At 71.3% G+C, this 15,748-nt stretch carries 9 protein-coding genes and 1 pseudogene; 7 read left to right on the top strand and 3 right to left on the bottom strand.

Features of this window, described 5'->3' with window-relative positions; all coding sequences use genetic code 11:
- Nucleotides 1–301 precede the first annotated feature (301 nt).
- Nucleotides 302–1,435: a lipid II:glycine glycyltransferase FemX gene (locus tag HCN56_RS16120; protein ID WP_167931451.1), complete on the top strand. Its 1,134-nt coding sequence runs from the start codon at nt 302–304 to the stop codon at nt 1,433–1,435.
- Nucleotides 1,436–1,579: 144 nt separating this feature from the next.
- Nucleotides 1,580–2,611, top strand: coding sequence for an alanine racemase (locus tag HCN56_RS16115; protein ID WP_167971751.1), 1,032 nt, complete (start codon nt 1,580–1,582; stop codon nt 2,609–2,611).
- A gap of 187 nt (nt 2,612–2,798) precedes the next feature.
- Here HCN56_RS16115 and HCN56_RS16110 read toward each other — a convergent pair whose 3' ends face one another.
- Together HCN56_RS16110 and HCN56_RS16105 are read right to left on the bottom strand one after the other, a co-directional pair.
- Nucleotides 2,799–3,875, bottom strand: a complete 1,077-nt coding sequence (locus tag HCN56_RS16110; protein WP_167971750.1) for an inositol-3-phosphate synthase — start codon at nt 3,873–3,875, stop codon at nt 2,799–2,801.
- A 49-nt stretch (nt 3,876–3,924) separates the two neighbouring features.
- Nucleotides 3,925–4,608, bottom strand: a complete 684-nt coding sequence (locus HCN56_RS16105) for a PadR family transcriptional regulator (protein ID WP_167971748.1) — start codon at nt 4,606–4,608, stop codon at nt 3,925–3,927.
- A gap of 440 nt (nt 4,609–5,048) precedes the next feature.
- Between HCN56_RS16105 and HCN56_RS16100 the strand changes: the two genes are divergently transcribed.
- The 3 genes and pseudogenes from HCN56_RS16100 to HCN56_RS16090 all read left to right on the top strand — a co-directional run.
- Nucleotides 5,049–7,727, top strand: a complete 2,679-nt coding sequence (locus HCN56_RS16100; RefSeq protein ID WP_167971746.1) for a transglycosylase domain-containing protein — start codon at nt 5,049–5,051, stop codon at nt 7,725–7,727.
- A 108-nt stretch (nt 7,728–7,835) separates the two neighbouring features.
- On the top strand, nt 7,836–9,338 hold the full coding sequence (locus HCN56_RS16095) for a glycosyltransferase family 87 protein (RefSeq protein ID WP_167971744.1): 1,503 nt from the start codon (nt 7,836–7,838) through the stop codon (nt 9,336–9,338).
- Between the two features lie 18 nt (nt 9,339–9,356).
- Nucleotides 9,357–10,619 (top strand): annotated as a pseudogene (locus tag HCN56_RS16090) (MFS transporter); the annotation flags it as partial.
- Nucleotides 10,620–11,080: 461 nt separating this feature from the next.
- Here the strand turns inward: HCN56_RS16090 and HCN56_RS16085 are convergent.
- The gene (locus tag HCN56_RS16085; protein ID WP_167971740.1) at nt 11,081–12,538 is read right to left on the bottom strand and encodes a CCA tRNA nucleotidyltransferase; all 1,458 of its coding nucleotides are present in this window, start codon (nt 12,536–12,538) and stop codon (nt 11,081–11,083) included.
- Nucleotides 12,539–12,688: 150 nt separating this feature from the next.
- On the opposite strand from HCN56_RS16085, the gene HCN56_RS16080 reads away from it, so the two are divergent.
- Together HCN56_RS16080 and HCN56_RS16075 are read left to right on the top strand one after the other, a co-directional pair.
- Nucleotides 12,689–15,217 carry a DUF6049 family protein gene (locus HCN56_RS16080; protein WP_167971738.1) on the top strand — a complete coding sequence of 843 codons (2,529 nt, stop codon included), beginning with the start codon at nt 12,689–12,691 and terminating at the stop codon, nt 15,215–15,217.
- Between the two features lie 242 nt (nt 15,218–15,459).
- On the top strand, nt 15,460–15,732 hold the full coding sequence (locus tag HCN56_RS16075) for a hypothetical protein (protein ID WP_167971736.1): 273 nt from the start codon (nt 15,460–15,462) through the stop codon (nt 15,730–15,732).
- Nucleotides 15,733–15,748 lie beyond the last annotated feature (16 nt).

Here is a 15,748-nt window from a genome sequence, read left to right as displayed (position 1 = left end):
GCCGGGCCCCGGCGGTCGCCGGGGTGACCGGCACCGGGCCCGGCGCACGGATGCCGGCGGGGCACGGGGGCGGCGGCGCGACCCTCCGGACCCGCCGCGCCAATGCGCACGGACGGCGGGTCCGGACGGCCCGTGCGCCCCGTTCGGCCGACCGCGCGCGGACCGGATAACTCCCCCGACTGGCACGGCAGGAGCAGCCGCCGCTCCGGGCGGCAGTAGGCTTCCGGCGGGGAGCCCCACAAGGCTGCCGCCGACCGACGAGATCACCAGAGCGCCGACGTGCCGCCGGAGGAACGCCCGAATGAGCCTGACCCTGAGGACGATCAGCCGCGAGCAGCATCTGGCGTACATCCGCTCACTGCCGTCAGCCAGCCACATGCAGGTCCCCGCCTGGGCCGACGTGAAGTCGGAATGGCGCAACGAGTCGATGGGCTGGTACGACTCCTACGGCAAGCTCGTCGGCGTCGGCCTGGTCCTGTACCGCCAGCTTCCCAAGGTGAAGCGCTACCTCGCCTACATGCCCGAGGGCCCGGTCATCAACTGGTACGCCCCGAACCTCGAGGACTGGCTGCAGCCGATGCTGGCCCACCTCAAGGCCCAGGGCGCCTTCTCGGTGAAGATGGGCCCGCCCGTGGTCATCCGCCGCTGGGACGCCAAGGCCATCAAGGCCGGCATCCAGAACCCGGAGGTGAAGCGGCTTCGGGACGTGGAGGCGACCTTCCTGGAGCCCCGCGCCTTCGAGGTCTCCGACAAGCTCCGCCGCATGGGCTGGCAGCAGGACGAGGACGAGGGCGCCGGCTTCGGTGACGTCCAGCCCCGCTACGTCTTCCAGATCCCGCTGGCCGGGCGGACGCTGGAGCAGGTGCACAAGGAGTTCAACCAGCTGTGGCGCCGCAACATCAAGAAGGCCGAGAAGGCCGGCGTCCAGGTGGTCCGCGGCGGCTACGACGACCTGCCGCAGTGGCAGCAGCTCTACGAGGTCACGGCCGAGCGTGACAAGTTCCGGCCCCGCCCGCTCGGCTACTTCCAGCAGATGTGGAACGCGCTCAACGCCGAGACGGCGCAGCGCGGCGACGAGCCGCGGATGCGGCTGTACTTCGCGCTCCACGAGGGCGAGGCGGTCGCCGCGGCCACGATGCTGGTCGTGGGCGGCCACGTCTGGTACTCGTACGGCGCCTCGGCCAACCACAAGCGCGAGGTGCGCCCCTCCAACGCGATGCAGTGGCAGATGCTGCGGGACGCGCACGCGATGGGCGCGCAGGTCTACGACATGCGCGGTATCGGCGACTCGCTGGAGGACACCGACCACCTCTTCGGACTGATCCAGTTCAAGGTGGGCACGGGCGGCGAGGCCGCCGAGTACCTCGGCGAGTGGGACTTCCCGCTGAACAAGCTGCTGCACAAGGCGCTCGACATCTACATGTCGCGCCGCTGACGCATCCTGGACAGGGGCACCGCCGGTGTCCCCGTCCGCGCCCGCCCCGTGCGACGCGCGCGCCCCCATCCTCGCCGCCCCACACGGTGCCCCCACACGGACCAACCACAGACGACCCGGAAGCTAGAGAGGTGTCCCCCGGTCATGGCGCTCACCCTGTATGTCGATACCGACCGCTGGCGGGCGCACCAGCGCGCGGTGGCCGCCGCGTTCCCCGGCCTGGTGCCCGTCTGCAAGGGCAACGGTTACGGCTTCGGCCACGAACGGCTCGCGGAGGAGGTGGCCATGCTCGGTTCCGACATCGTCGCCGTGGGCACCTCCTACGAGGCCGCGTCGATGCGGGAGCTGTTCAGCGGCGACATCCTGGTGCTGACCCCCTACCGCCGCGGCGAGGAGCCGGTGCCGCTGCCGGACCGGGTGATCCGGTCCGCGTCGTCGGTGGACGGCGTGTACGGGCTGGTGGGCTCGCGCGTCGTGGTCGAGGTCATGAGCAGCATGAAGCGCCACGGCGTGGCGCCGGAGGACCTGGGCAAGCTGCGGGCCGCGCTGGACGACGTGCGGCTGGAGGGCTTCGCCATCCACCTGCCGCTGGACCGTGCCGACGGCACCGACGCGGTGGAGGAGGTCATCGGGTGGATGGACCGGCTCCGTGCCGCCCAGCTGCCGCTGCACACCATGTTCGTCAGCCACCTCAGCGCCGACGAGCTGAGCCGGCTGCGGCAGCAGTTCCCGCAGACCCGGTTCCGGGCCCGCATCGGCACGCGGCTGTGGCTGGGTGACCACGACGCCACCCACTACAAGGGCGTCGTGCTGGACGTGACCGCGGTGACCCGGGGCGACCGCTTCGGGTACCGCCAGCAGAAGGCGTCCGGCGACGGTTGGCTGGCGGTGGTCTCGGGCGGCACCTCGCACGGGGTGGGGCTGGAGGCCCCGAAGGCGCTGCACGGCATGACCTCGCGGGCCAAGGGCGTCGCGCGGGCGGGGCTGGCGACGGTCAACCGGAACCTCTCCCCCTACGCCTGGGACGGCAAGCAGCGCTGGTTCGCCGAGCCGCCGCACATGCAGGTGTCGATCCTTTTCGTCCCGGCGGAGTCGCAGGAGCCGAAGGTCGGGGACGAGATGACGGCGATCCTGCGGCACACCACCACGCAGTACGACCGGCTCGTGGATCTCTGACGCGAACCGCCCGCCCGGGGCTCCGCCGTTCGCACGGCGGCGCACGAGGCGTGGCGACGGCGAGGGGCCCGGCTCGCGGTGTGATCACTCACCGCTCGCCGGGCCCCTCGCCGTTGTCGTCGGCCGTCGTGGCCGGCTGCCGACCGCGGCCGCCTGCCTCACGGCAGCGGCGCGGCGGCCGTCGCGCTCAGGCGTCGCCGTTGATGAAGTCCTCGACCTTCTGGCGGGCGACGTCGTCGAAGTACTGCTCCGGCGGCGACTTCATGAAGTACGAGGACGCGGAGAGGATCGGGCCGCCCACGCCGCGGTCCTTGGCGATCTTCGCGGCGCGCAGGGCGTCGATGATCACGCCGGCGGAGTTCGGGGAGTCCCAGACCTCCAGCTTGTACTCGAGGTTCAGCGGGACGTCGCCGAAGGCGCGGCCCTCGAGGCGGACGTAAGCCCACTTGCGGTCGTCGAGCCAGGCCACGTAGTCGGAGGGGCCGATGTGGACGTTGTTCTCGCCGAGGTCCCGGTCGGGGATCTGCGAGGTGACGGCCTGCGTCTTGGAGATCTTCTTGGACTCCAGCCGCTCCCGCTCCAGCATGTTCTTGAAGTCCATGTTGCCGCCGACGTTCAGCTGCATGGTGCGGTCCAGGATGACGCCGCGGTCCTCGAACAGCTTCGCCATGACCCGGTGGGTGATGGTGGCGCCCACCTGCGACTTGATGTCGTCACCGACGATCGGGACGCCGGCCTCGGTGAACTTGTCGGCCCACTCCTTGGTGCCGGCGATGAAGACCGGGAGGGCGTTGACGAAGGCGACCTTGGCGTCGATGGCGGCCTGGGCGTAGAACTTCGCCGCGTCCTCGGAACCGACGGGCAGGTAGCAGACCAGCACGTCGGCGCCGCTGTCCTTGAGGACCTGGACGACGTCCACGGGCTCCTCGTCGGACTCCTCGATGGTGGCGCGGTAGTACTTGCCGAGGCCGTCGAGGGTGGTGCCGCGCTGGACGGTGACGCCGGTGCGCGGCACGTCGCAGATCTTGATGGTGTTGTTCTCGCTGGCGCCGATGGCGTCGGCGAGGTCGAGGCCGACCTTTTTGGCGTCGACGTCGAAGGCGGCGACGAACTCGATGTCCCGCACGTGGTAGTCGCCGAACTGGACGTGCATGAGACCCGGGACCTTGCTGGCCGGGTCGGCGTCCTTGTAGTACTCGACGCCCTGCACGAGCGAGGCGGCGCAGTTGCCCGCGCCGACGATGGCTACGCGAACCGAACCCATTCGGTTGCTCCCTAGTTGATCTCAGTGTTGTCGGCGATTTCCCGCGTGGTCACGGGGCCTTGGCACGGCCGGTTCCGCCGGTGGGCGGCTCCGGCCGGGTGCCGTCCCCGTCAGGGGACGGGCCGTCCTGCTGTGTCGGGTCGGGGGAGGCGCCGTGCTGGTCACGGCGCTCGCGCCCTTCCCGTTCGCTCGCGATCAGCTCGTCGAGCCAGCGGACCTCACGCTCCACGGACTCCATGCCGTGGCGCTGAAGTTCGAGGGTGTAGTCGTCCAGCTTCTCGCGGGTGCGGGAGAGGGAGGCGCGCATCTTGTCGAGGCGCTCCTCCAGGCGGCTGCGGCGGCCTTCCAGCACCCGCATGCGCACGTCGCGGTTGGTCTGGCCGAAGAAGGCGAAGCGGACCCCGAAGTGCTCGTCCTCCCAGGAGTCCGGCCCCGTCTGGCCGAGCAGGTCCTCGAACCGCTCCTTGCCCTCCGCGGTGAGGCGGTAGACGATCCGCGCGCGTCGGCCGGCCAGGGCCGCCCCGCGCGCCTCGTCGCTGTCCGCGCCGGGCTCCTCGGTCAACCACCCCTGGGCCACCAGCGTCTTCAGACACGGGTACAGCGACCCGTAGCTGAAGGCGCGGAAGACACCGAGGGAGGTATTGAGCCGTTTCCGCAGCTCGTAGCCGTGCATGGGGGCTTCGCGGAGCAGGCCGAGAACGGCGAACTCCAGGACACCGGATCTCCGGCTCACGGTCGCCGCCCACCTCCGTTTCCTCTCCGTCCACGACGATCGGTCACACGACGCGTGGTCGTGTGTTCGCTGCGTACCCCGCCCAGGGGGCGCGGTGCGGCCGATACGTCGCCTCGATGTATCGAGTCGATACATCTGGACGATAGAGCAGTACCCAGGAGGCGACAAGATCAATCATCGTGAGGGGAGTCACATATCGGCCTTGCCCTGCAAGGAAGAAGAACTTTGCGAACTTCGCCGGAAATCGCTGGTTTTGGCGGTGCGTACTCTGGGCGGATGCGGAGCACCACCGGGAACCCGGGCGCGAGAGAAGGCGTCCTCTTTCACGGTGAGGTGTACCCGGTACCGTTCCGGGGGGCCGGGCTGCCGGGGGCAGCAGTCCCACCAGCAGTACCCACCACCTTCAGACGCCTCCGTCTGTCCGAGGAGTAGCTGCATCCATGAGCGAGCACCGTCGCAAGCCGCCGTCGCGCGGCCGTCGCGCGAGCGGGTCGTCCGGCCGTAGGGCCGCGCCACCACCGGGCCCCACCGCCCCCGGCCAGCAGGGCCCCCCACCCGGCACCGGCGAGCCGGTCTACGGCTCCCGCGCGGAGGCACGGCGGGCGGCACAGCAGGGCGGCCGCCGCCGGCCGGAGCCCGAGGGCAAGAAGCGGTTCATCGACTACCCGCGCCACGGCAAGCAGGGCGTGCGCCGCTGGCTGCCCTCGTGGCGGCATCTGCTGGGTGCCGCACTGCTCTTCATGGCCATGATCGTGGGGCTCTTCGGCATCGCCTACGCCATGGTGAGCAAGCCGGACCCGAACGAGGCGGCCCAACAGCAGACCAACGTCTACTACTGGGCCGACGGCTCCCGCATGGTGGTGCACGGCGGCGGCGGCGACAACCGCCAGAACATCGGCTACGAGCAGCTTCCCGAGCACCTGGTGGAATCGGTCGTCTCCGCCGAGAACCACACCTTCTGGGAGGACAGCGGCGTCGACCCGATGGGCATCGCCCGCGCCGTGGTGAACATGGCGCGCGGTGGCGAGACCCAGTCGGGGTCGACCATCACCCAGCAGTACGTGAAGAACAACTACCTCAGCCAGGAACAGACGCTGGAGCGTAAGTTCAAGGAGCTGATGATCTCCATCAAGGTCGGCCAGAGCGAGAGGAAGGAAGTCATCCTCGAGGGCTACCTGAACACCGCCTACTTCGGCCGCGGCGCCTACGGCATCCAGGCCGCCTCCCAGGCCTACTACGGCAAGGACGCGACCGACCTCGACGCCAACGAGTCGGCCTTCATGACCAGCCTGCTCAAGGGCCCGGAACTGCACGACCCGGCCGGCGGCACCCAGGGCGAGGTCAACGCCGAACGGAACACCAACAACGCCATCGAGCGGTGGAAGTACGTCTGGAACCGCAGGGTCGAGCTGGGCTACGCATCCGCGGCCGAGCGCACCGAGAACGACGAGTTCCCGATGCCGCAGCGCCCGACGCCGGCGATGGACCTCGCGGGGCAGACCGGCTACCTGGTGGAGATGGCCAACGCCTACCTGGTCAACGAGGAGCGCGTCACCCCCGAGGACCTCGCCCTCGGCGGTCTCTCCATCCACACCACCTTCGAGAAGGACAAGGTGGAGATGATGGAGGGCGCCGTCAACTCGGTGCTGGAGAAGCTCGACCCTGAGGAGCGGGAGGAGAACCAGCACGTCCAGTTCACCTCCTCGGCCGTGAAGCCGGGCGACGGCGCGGTGGTCGCGGTCTACGGCGGCCCCTCGGCCACCGAGCACTTCATCAACAACGCCACCCGGGCGGACGTGCAGGTCGGCTCGACCTTCAAGCCGTTCGTCCTGGCAGCCGCCCTGCGGGACGGCATCCGGGACGCGAGCAAGGGCCCCGACCAGGGGCCGGAGGACCGCACCCGGATCTCGGCCGAGTCGAAGTACTACAGCGAGAACGGCCTGCTGATCAACAACTACGACGGCACGGTCTGGGAGGGCGAGGACGACGACGGCGAGCCGTTCAACTGGAACCAGCGGAACTACGAGGACCAGTCACAGGGCGACATCACGCTCCGCGAGGCGATGGAGGTCTCGGCAAACTCGCCCTTCGTGCAGCTCTCCATGGACATCGGCGTCAAGGAGGTCGGCAAGGCCGCCATCGACGCCGGCCTGCCGGAGTCGCAGCTCGGTGAGTACAACGACACGGTCCCGACCTTCGCGCTGGGCGTCTCCACCGTCAGCTCCATGAACATGGCCAACGGCTACGCCACCTTCGCCGCCCACGGCGAGCAGGCCCAGGTCTACACCGTGACCAAGGTGGACGGCCGCGACGGCAACATCTTCACCCACGAGAAGCAGGTCAAGCGGACCTTCGACTCCGCCGTCGCCGACACCGTCACCGACGTCCTGGCGGGCGTGGTCGAGCGCGGCTCCGGCACCGCGGCACAGGAGATCGGCAAGCCGGCGGCGGCCAAGACCGGCACCACCGACAAGAACATGAGCGCCTGGTTCGCCGGCTACACGCCGCACCTCTCCACCGCGGTCGGCATGTACCGCTACGACCAGGAGGACTCCGGCCAGGGCTTCCAGTCGATGCGCGGCACCGGCGGCATGGACAACGGCGTCACCGGCGGCAGCTTCCCCGCCCAGGTCTGGGTGGAGTTCATGAAGGGGGCCACCGCCGACGACGAGCCCACCGGCTTCGCCGAACCGCGGGACGACGGCGAGGTCGTCTACGGCGGCGGCGCCGAGAGCCCCGCCCCGCCCCCGGTCGACCCGCCGGAGGAGGAGGAAGAGGAGAGCAGCGAGCCGAGCGACGAGCCGGAGGAGGAAGAGGAGGAGGAGACTCCCGAGCCCGACCCGAGCGACGATCCCGACCCCTCACCGGACCCGAGCGACGACTGCCGCCGCTGGGACCCGAACTGCAACGACGACGGCGGCCAGTCCGGTGGCCCGGGTGGCCCCGGCGGCCCCGGCGGTCCGGGCGGTCCCGGTGGGCCCGGCGGGGACACCAGCGGTCCCGGCGGGGACCCGGGCACCCCGGGCGACCCGGTGGATCCCTCGATGCCCGAGGACCCCGTCGATCCGGGTGACGAAGACGGCGGACGGATTCTCGGCTCCTTTGGTGGACGCGACTAGGCACCGTCCGGCCGGCGTCCACCCGAAGTGACACAGGCTGAGGCCACGTTCGGTACCACCGAACGTGGCCTCAGCCGCTTCCCGTGGGCCGTACGGCAGGATGTGGGCATGGTGCACCCCGACTCACGACCGGTCGTACGGCCATCGCGACAGGACGAGGTCGCGGCGGCCGGCAGCGAACTCCTCGGCGGGCCGGCGGGGCGCCGAGCGGGCGCACGCAGTCACCACTGGCCACCGGTACGGATCATCGCCCTCGCGATGATCGGCACCTTCGCCCTCGGGCTGGTGCAGAAGCTGCCCTGCGCCCGACGCGGCTGGTTCGAGGGCGCCGCCACCCAGTACACGCACGCCTGCTACTCGGACATCCCGCACCTGTACACCGCACGCGGCTTCGCCGACGGGCTCATCCCCTACTTCCAGCGCATCCCCGAGGAGACCTCGGCGAGCATGGAGTTCCTGGAGTACCCGGTCCTCACCGGCATGTTCATGGAGTTCGCCTCCTGGTTCACGCCGGGAACGGGTCTCGTCGAGCGGCCCGGGCAGTACTACTGGCTCGTCAACGCCGGACTTCTCCTGGTCTGCGCGATCGTCATCGCGGTGTGCGTCTCCCGCACCCAGCCCCACCGCCCGTGGGACGGGTTGATGGTCGCGCTGGCACCGGCGTTCGCGCTCACCGCCACCATCAACTGGGACCTGTTGGCCGTGGCGCTCACCGCCGCCGCGCTGCTGATGTGGTCCCGCAGCAGACCACTGGCGGCCGGCGTCCTCATCGGGCTCGCCACCGCGGCGAAGCTCTACCCACTGCTGCTGCTCGGCCCGTTGCTGCTGCTGTGCTGGCGCGCGTCCCGCTGGCGACCGTTCGGCCGCGCGCTGACGGGAGCGGCGGCCGCCTGGGCCGCGGTGAACCTGCCCTTCATCCTCGGCGCGACCGAAGGGTGGTCGAAGTTCTACACCTTCAGCCAGGAGCGGCCGGTCGACTTCGGGTCCTTCTGGTTGATCCTGGCGCACCGCACCGACTGGCAACTCTCCCCGGAACTCGTCAACGACCTGGCGACGCTGATGATGCTGGGAGGATGCGCGGCACTGGCAGTGCTGGCGCTGAGCGCGCCGCGCAGGCCGCGACTCGCCCAGTTGGCCTTCCTGGTCGTCGCCCTTTTCATCCTCACCAACAAGGTCTACTCACCGCAGTACGTGCTGTGGCTGATCCCGCTCGCCGCGCTGGCTCGCCCCCGGTGGCGGGATTTCCTCATCTGGCAGTGCTGCGAGGTCATCTACTTCCTCGGCATCTGGTTCTATCTGGCGGAGAACGCCGGCGCCCCCGGGCTACCGCCGGGCGGCTACCACCTGACGATCGCCGCGCACCTGCTCGGCACCCTCTACCTCTGCGTCCACGTCATCCGCGACGTCCTCCGCCCGGAGCGGGACCCGGTCCGGGCGGACGGTTCCGACGACCCGGGCGGCGGGGTACTGGACGGCGCCGCCGACAGGTTCACGCTTCGACGGTGGCGTCGGCACCCACCGTCCGGCGCCACCGACACCGTGGCGGCGCCCACCGTCCGACCCGCTGACCGGCGCCCGCCGGACAGTGCAACCGTTTCACGTGAAACATGAGAGTTCGTTGCTGCCTCGATGACCGTCATCCATGACTTCCGGACGCTCTGGGCGTTCCCCGACTTCCGCAAGCTGCTGGCCGTACGCCTGCTGTCCCAGTTCGCCGACGGCATGTTCCAGGTCGGCCTGGCGACCTACGTGGTCTTCTCGCCGGAACAGCAGACCACTCCCGCCGACATCGCCGCCGCGATGGCGGTGCTGCTGCTGCCGTACTCGCTGCTCGGACCGTTCGCCGGGGTCATGCTGGACCGATGGCGCCGGCGACAGGTGCTGCTGTACGGCAACCTGATCCGGGCGGCGCTGGTGCTGCTGACCGTGACGCTGGTGGTCGCGTCGGTCCCCAACTACCTCTTCTATCTCGCGGCGCTCTCGGTGACGGCCGTCAACCGGTTCATCCTCGCCGGGCTCTCGGCCGCACTGCCCCGCGTGGTGGACGCACGCCGCCTCGTGGTGGCCAACTCGCTCTCCCCCACCGCGGGCACCGTCGCAGCGACCGTCGGCGGCGCCTGCGCCTTCGGCGCCCAGGCGCTCATTGACGCACCGGCACGGTGGTCCGACGCTCTCGCCCTCGGCCTGGCGGCCGCCGTCTACCTGATGGCGGCCGGCGCGGCGCTCCTCATGCACCGGGATCTGCTCGGTCCTGCCGCCTCGGAGCGGGTGAGCGACCTGGGCACCGCACTGACGGCGACAGCGAGCGGCCTGAGGGAGGGACTGGCGCATCTGTGGTCCCGCCGCCCCGCCGCGCAGGCGCTCGCCTTCGTCGGCGTGATGCGGTTCTGCTACGGAGCGCTGCTGGTACTCGTCCTGATGCTGGCGCGCTACGCCTGGGGGGAGACGGACAGCGACGGTGTCGCCTGGCTCGGCCTCGCCGTCGGGTTCTCCGGTGCCGGGTTCTTCGTCGCGGCGGTCAGCACGCCCTGGATGGTGGCCCGCTGCGGCCGGTTCGGATGGTTCGCCCGCTGCGCCGCGCTGGCGGCCGTGCTGGTGCCGGCGCTGGGCCTGACCTTCCGCCCCGTCCCCATACTGATCGCAGCCTTCCTGCTCGGCCTGGTCAGCCAGGGCGCCAAGATCGTCACCGACACCGTGGTGCAGTCCAGCGTCGAGGACGATTACCGCGGCCGGGTCTTCTCCCTCTACGACATGCTCTTCAACATGGCGTTCGTCAGCGCGGCGGGCCTTGCCGCGCTGATGCTGCCACCCGACGGGCGGTCCGTGTCGTTGGTGATCACTGTCGCGCTGCTGTACCTGGGGACCGCTGTCGGGGTGTGGCGACTGCACCGCAGGCTCGACCCGCTCGCCACCGCGACCCCGCCGCCGGTGCATGCCGCGGGCCCGCTCCCGGAGGGCGGGCCCACTGCGGAACTCCACTCCCCCGAGGCGACCTCGGCCGGCACCACCACCCCGGTGGCACCGGCAGCGAGCACTCCGCCGGCCGGACCGCGGCCGGCTGAGGCGGACGGCACCGAGGACACCGACGAAGACACTGCCGAGGGCACCGCCGCCCGGGCGGCGCCCATCGAAGGCGACCCATCACAAGCCGGCGAACCGGTCCGCGACGGTGCGACCGAGCAGGCCGTCCCGCCCCCGCCGGAGGCGGAGCGCCCGACACCCTGAGCCGGCCGAGCCGCTTCGGCGGTCGGTGGCTCTCCGCGATGCAGCAACGCCGAGGGGCGGGGCGGTTTCACGTGAAACTGCCCCGCCCCTCGGCGTTGCTGCGGCCGGGGCGTTCCGGCCGCGACGCGTCATCCGCGCGCCGACCACCATTCCCGCAGCTCGGCCTCCGCGGCCTCCGGACCGAGCGGCCCCTTCTCCAGCCGCAGCTCCAGCAGAAAGGCGTACGCCCGGCCGATCTCCGGCCCCGGCGGCACGTCGAGGATGCGCATGATGGCGTTGCCGTCGAGGTCCGGCCGGATGGCGTCCAGCTCTTCCTGCTCCTGCAACCGGGCGATCCTCTCCTCCAGCCCGTCATAGGCCCGGGAGAGGGCGGCGGCCTTGCGCTTGTTCCGGGTGGTGCAGTCGGAGCGAGTCAGCTTGTGCAGCCGGTCGAGCAACGGGCCGCCGTCGCGGACGTAGCGGCGCACCGCGGAGTCGGTCCACTCCCCGCTGCCGTAACCGTGGAATCGCAGGTGCAGCTCCACGAGACGCGAGACGTCCTTGACCAGCTGCGTGGGGTACTTCAGCTTCGTCATTCGCGCCTTGGTCATCTTGGCGCCCACCACCTCATGGTGGTGGAAGGAGACACGGCCGTCCGACTCGAAGCGGCGGGTGCGCGGCTTCCCGATGTCGTGCAGCAGCGCCGCCAGCCGCAGGGTGAGGTCCGGGCCGTCGTCCTCCAGGTCGATGGCCTGCTCCAGCACGATGAGGCTGTGCTCGTACACGTCCTTGTGGCGGTGGTGCTCGTCGCGCTCCAGGCGGAGCGCCGGGAGCTCGGGCAGCACCCGCGCGGCCAGCCCGGTCTCCACCAGCAGCGCCAGCCCGGGGCGCGGCCGGGCGGCGAGCAGCAGCTTGTTCAGCTCGTCGCGGACCCGCTCCGCGGAGACGATGTCGATCCGGTCCGCCATGTCGGTCATGGCCGCGACCACCTCGGGGGCCACCTCGAACCCCAGCTGGGCGGCGAACCGGGCGGCGCGCATCATGCGCAGCGGGTCGTCGGAGAAGGACTCCTGCGGGGTCCCGGGCGTCCGCAGCGTGCGCGCGGCGAGGTCCTCCAGCCCGTTGTGCGGGTCGATGAAGACCTTCTCGGGCAGCGCCACCGCCATGGCGTTGACGGTGAAGTCCCGACGGACCAGGTCGTCCTCGATCGAGTCGCCGTAGCTCACCGACGGCTTCCGCGAGGTCCGGTCGTAGGCCTCCGACCGATAGGTGGTGATCTCGATCTGGAAGTCCTGTTTCTGGCATCCGACCGTGCCGAAGGCGATGCCCACCTCCCAGACGGCGTCCGCCCACGGCCGCACCAGCCGCAGCACGTCGTCGGGGCGGGCGTCGGTGGTGAAGTCGAGATCGTTCCCGAGTCGCCCCAGGAGGGCGTCGCGGACCGATCCGCCCACCAGCGCGAGCGAGAACCCGGCCTCGTTGAACCGCCTGGCAAGATCGTCGGCCACGGGGGAGACCCGCAGCAGCTCGCTCACGGCTTGCCGCTGGGCCGGCCCGAGGTCGTTGTGGCGCGTGGTGTCGGGGGTCGCATTCTGCTTGTTCGGCACAACAGGACAGGGTACGTGGCGGCCTGTCCCGCCCACCCGGCCACCGCCCGGGTAGCGGGCACGCGCGGTGTTCGCGGGTCGCTACGATGAGCACAGCTGCACGACGGGACGAAGGATCGAGGCGTGTGCGTGGCCGAGGCTGCACCGAGGATGTCCCGCTTTCCGCTGAGCTGCCGACGAGCGCTGGTGCTGCTCCTCGCGGTCGTCCCGGTGCTCGCCGGGCCCGCCGCGACAGCCGCACCCGGCGGGACCGCCGGCACGATCGCGGAGGGCCGGACGTTCCAAGCCGGAACCGGCACCGAGACCGCCTCCGTCAGCGTCACCTCCCTGACGCCGGCCAACCCCACCAGGACCGGCTCCGTCACGGTGCGGGGCACCGTCACCAACAACGGTGACTCCCCCATCGTCGGCTCCTCGGTCTCCCCCCGGCAGGCCGTGCCGCTGGCCGGTCGCGGCGACATCGACGAGGCCCTCTCCCGGGGCGGTTTCGACGTCGGCCTCGACGGCGGGCTGCTCCGCGGCCACGGCGTGGACGTCGACACGGTGCCGCCCGGGCTCTCGCGCAGTTTCACGCTGCGCGTGCCGGTCTCGGAGTTGGAGCTCGGTGAGACCGGGGTCTACCAGGTGGCGCTCTCACTGACCGGTCAGACCGAGAACGAGCAGTGGGACCAGGTCCTCGGCGTGGGGCGGACCCTGCTCCCCTGGATCGCGGACGACGACGACCTGCCGGAGGAGCCCGGCACCAGCCTCACCGTGCTGTGGCCGTTGATCTCGACCACGCATCTCAACCCCCAGACCGACGAGGGCCAAGTCCCGATACTCAGCGACGACGCGCTGCTGTCGGAGATCTCGCCGGGCGGCCGGCTGTACCAGCTCGTCACCCTCGGTGCGGACCTCCCCGTCACCTGGGTGGTCGATCCGGACCTGCTCGCCTCCGTCGACGCGATGGCGGAGGACTACCTCGTGCAGGGCTCCGACGGGCCGATCCCCGGCCGGGGGCAGGAAGTCGCGCGGAACTGGCTGCTGCAGCTCCAGGAGGCGGTGGAGGACCGGGAGGTGGTCGCGCTGCCGTTCGCCGACCCCGACCTCGCGTCCCTGGCCCACCACGGCAAGGAAGTACCCGGCAGTCTGGGTCAGTTGAAGGACGCCACCCGCATGGCTGCCCCCACGGTGGAGACGGTGCTCGGGGTCGAGCCCTCCACGGACTTCGCCTGGCCCGTCGAAGGCGCGATCGACCCCGAGATCGTCTCGGTCGCCACCTCGGCCAACGCGAGCAATGTCATCGCCCGGAGCGACTCGCTGGTCCCCGCCGACGAGTTCTCCCGCACCCCGTCGGCGCCGCAGCCGATCGGCGGCGGCATCACCGCCGTCGTCGCCGACAGCACGCTCTCCCAGCTCTTCCAGCAGGACATGAGCCGCCCCGGCAACGTCGCGCTCGCCCACCAGCTGCTGCTGGCCCACACGCTCGCCATCCACGGCCAGGACCCGGAGGCGGAGCGCAACATCCTGCTGGCGCCGCAGCGCATGCCGACCAGTTCTCAGGTGCAGGCGATGGCGGAGTCCCTGACCTCGCTGCGCAACGACGGGCACTGGATCGAGTTCGCCGACCTCACCGAGACCGCGGAGGCCGCGCCGGACCCGGGAGCCGGTGGCCCGGTGCCCTCGGCCGAGGCGTATCCGGCGGAGCTGCGGGACCAGGAGCTGCCCGTCCACGCCTTCCAGGCGATGCGGGAGACCCGGCGCACCCTGAACGACTTCTCGGCCATTCTCAGCGAGCCCGACCGCGTGGTCGTGCCCTTCGGCAGCGCCATTCAGCGCGAGATGTCGACCGCGTGGCGGGGTCGGGAGAGCGCGGCAGCCCGGTACCGCTCCTCGGTGCAGAACCAGCTGGTGCAGCTCACCGACCAGGTCTCGCTGATCCAGAAGACCAGGATCACCCTCTCCGGCCGCAGCGCAACCATCCCGGTGACGGTGGAGAACCGGCTCCTGCAGGACGTGCAGGGGCTGGAGCTGCGGCTCACCTCCAGCCGCCGGCTGGGGCTGGACGTGTCCGGGCCGCAGGACGTCACCATCGGCGGCGGGCTCAGCCAGTCCGTGAAGTTCGAGGCGCACTCCCGGGCCAACGGCAAGGCGTTCCTGGAGGCGCAGCTCTACACGCCCGACGGGAAGCCGTACGGCGAGGCCATGCGGTTCCAGGCGCAGGTGACCTCGATCACCTCCACCGTGCTGATGGTGATCGGCGTGGGCCTGCTGTTGGTCGTGCTGGCGGGCATCCGGATGTACACCCAGCGCAAGCGCCTGGCGGCGGCCGGCGCCGAGACGGGCGACGGCGGGGAGGCCGGTGCGACGGTCGTCGAGGAGAGCCCCGAGCCCTCCGCCGGGCCCTCCAGGCCGACGGCCGCCACGGAGCCGGCCGAGCCTGCCGCCGCCGCGGGCGGTGACGCGACGGGGCAGGGGCCCCGCGCGACCGGTGCGGCCCCCCACGAGAGCGGCAAGGCCGAGAACAGCGCTGCGGCGGAGGACGGCGCCGGCGGAACGGCGGAGTCACGTTCCACCGCGCCGGCCTCCGCCGAAGGGCTCCCCGCGAGTGAGTCCGCGGCCGACATCGGCGCCGCCGAACCGGAGGGCACCGAGCGGAGTGAGAAGCTGGACCGCGGCGGACCGGACCGCGACGCATGACGTCCCGCCGTCGGGCGCCCAGCGGCCCGAGCGGCGGTGCCGCGCCTGTGCGGGAGACCCGACAGGCAGCCAGAAGACCGGGACCGCCGGTGCGGACGCACCGGTGACTTTGAGGGGTAGCGATGCAAGCGCCATACGACCGTGAGCACGGGCACGGGAACGGGAACGGTGCCTCCGACTCCGGCGGCGACGAGTCGTCGTACCCCCCGGCGGACGGCCCGCTGCCCGGCAGTGACCCGTATGTGACCCCGAGCTACCGGAACGACCCGTACGCCCAGCGCGACCCGATGCGGCAGGACCCGGTCGAGGACCCGCGGTACGGGGGCACGCCGCCCGGCCCCGGACGCGGCGAGCAGGCCGGGAACCGGCCCCCGGTCGGCTACCCGCCGGGCCCCCAGGCACCCCCCGGTGGCTACACCCCCGGCCCGCACGCGCCGCCGGACCCCCGGCTCTGGGCCCGGCACCAGGACGACGGCGGTGCCCCGCCGCCGGGCGGGCCCGGCCGTTCACCGTGACCTTCGCCGTGCAGCC

The organism is Streptomyces lonarensis, from assembly GCF_012033735.1.
Lineage (GTDB): Bacteria > Actinomycetota > Actinomycetes > Streptomycetales > Streptomycetaceae > Streptomyces > Streptomyces lonarensis.
Note: the sequence above shows the minus strand (reverse complement) of the source record. Positions and strands in the feature narration are given on the sequence as shown.